This window comes from Stenotrophomonas capsici, assembly GCF_034961085.1.
Lineage (GTDB): Bacteria > Pseudomonadota > Gammaproteobacteria > Xanthomonadales > Xanthomonadaceae > Stenotrophomonas > Stenotrophomonas capsici.
The window spans coordinates 1,279-3,157 of sequence record NZ_JAYFUH010000005.1; the positions used below are offsets into that span (position 1 = coordinate 1,279).

Genomic DNA, 1,879 nt, shown 5'->3' on the forward strand with positions numbered 1-1,879 from the left:
GATCACCGGCGGTTTCACGCAGCGCGAGCCGTAGCTCTGCACCCAGCCATTGCCGGTGAAGGCGAAGCCATCGAGCTGTTCGCCGAAGTACTCGACCATGTCGTTGCGCTCGAACTCGCCGTGCACCAGCACGTCCAGGCCGATCTGTTCCTGCACGCGCACGCAATGCGCGGTCTGCTCGGCCAGGAAGGCATCGTAGTCGGCATCGGAGAGCTTGCCGGACTTGTTCCGCGCGCGGGCCAGGCGCACGTCCTGGGTCTGCGGGAACGAGCCGATGGTGGTGGTCGGGAACGCGGGCAGGCGCAGTGCCTGTGCCTGCTGCAGCTGGCGCTGTACGTGCGGTGTGGCGCGGGCGGCATCGGTGGCGGTCAGCGCGGCTACGCGTGCCTTCACCGCCGCGTTGTGCACACGTGGCGAGCGGCGGCGCGATTCGATGGCCGCACGTGCCTGGTCCAGCGCCACCTCCGCCGAGGCCTTGCCGTCCAGGGCATCGGCCAGCACGCGCAGTTCCTGCAGCTTCTGCCGCGAGAACGCCAGCCAACTGCGCAGCTCGGCATCGAGCTTCTTCTCCTGGCCAAGGTCCACCGGGCAATGCAGCAGCGAGCACGAGGGTGCCAGCCACAGCGTGTCCGGTCCACGATGGCCCAGGGCGTAACGCGCCAGGATCAGCGCATTGTCCAGCGCGGCGCGCCAGATGTTGCGGCCGTTGACCAGCCCCAGCGACAGGATGCGCGTGGCCGGCAGGGCACGCAGCACGGCGTCGAGCTGCTCCGGCGCACGCACCAGGTCCACGTGCAGGCCATCGACCGGCAGCGACGTGGCCAGCGCGAGGTTGTCATCCAGCGCACCGAAGTAGGTGGCCAGCAGCAGCTGTGGGCGTGGTACATCGGCCAGATAACGGTAGGCGCGCTCGAAGGCGGCGCGGGCAGTGTCGTCCAGGTCCTGCACCAGTACCGGCTCGTCCAGCTGCACCCATGCCGCACCGGCGTCCTTCAGTTCGGCCAGCAGCTGCGCGTACACCGGCAGCAGGCGATCAAGCAGGGCCAGCGTATCGCTGCCATCGGTGGCCTTGGACAGCCGCAGGAAGCTCACCGGGCCCAGCAGCACTGGCCGGGTCTCGATGCCCAGTGCCCGGGCTTCGCGGTACTCGCTCAACGGCTTGTCGGCATGCAGCGTGAAGGCCTGGTCCCGGGTGAGTTCGGGCACCAGGTAGTGGTAGTTGGTGTCGAACCACTTGGTCATCTCCAGCGCGTGCAGGTCCACGCCGTCGCGCTGCAGGCCGCGTGCCATGGCGAAGTAGCCGTCCAGCGGCGCGCGCTGCGCCAGTGCCCGGTAACGCTGCGGGATGGCATCAAACAGCACCGCGGTGTCGAGCACCTGGTCGTACAGGCTGAAGTCGTTGCTCGGCGGTACGTCGACGCCGGCATCGCGTTGCAGCCGCCAGTGGCGGGCACGTAGTTCGGCGGCGGTCGCCTGCAGTTGCGCGGCATCGGTCTCGCCGCGCCAATAGCTTTCCAGCGCGTGCTTGAGTTCGCGGCGCGCGCCGATCCGGGGGAACCCCAGGTTGGTAACGATAGTCATGTCAGTGTCCTCATTGCATTGGGCATTGAGGAACGAAGGAACCGCGCATCGTGCGCGGCCTTGCAGCCACGTCCGCCACGCCAGCGACCTTCGCCCCCGCGGGCGAACCGGATTCATGGCGGGGACACGGCGGACCGGCCCGCGGCGAGGCAGGGCATCGGTACCGGCCGCCTCCCCGCGGAGGCTCCAGGTCGAATCGAGGGACGGCAGGTCCCCCGGCCAAGGCCGGTATTCGGGCTGATGGACACGGGCACCGGGGTGCCCACCTACTGGCCGTCGCTTCCCGGGGATGAACCCA

General features: G+C 69.0%; 1 protein-coding gene. It reads right to left on the reverse strand.

What is annotated here, in order from left to right; genetic code table 11:
* Positions 1-1,581, reverse strand: a 1,581-nt coding sequence (metE, locus tag VA603_RS00155; protein WP_323437593.1) for a 5-methyltetrahydropteroyltriglutamate--homocysteine S-methyltransferase, incomplete at its 3' end; no start/stop codon positions are given.
* Positions 1,582-1,879: the final 298 nt, after the last annotated feature.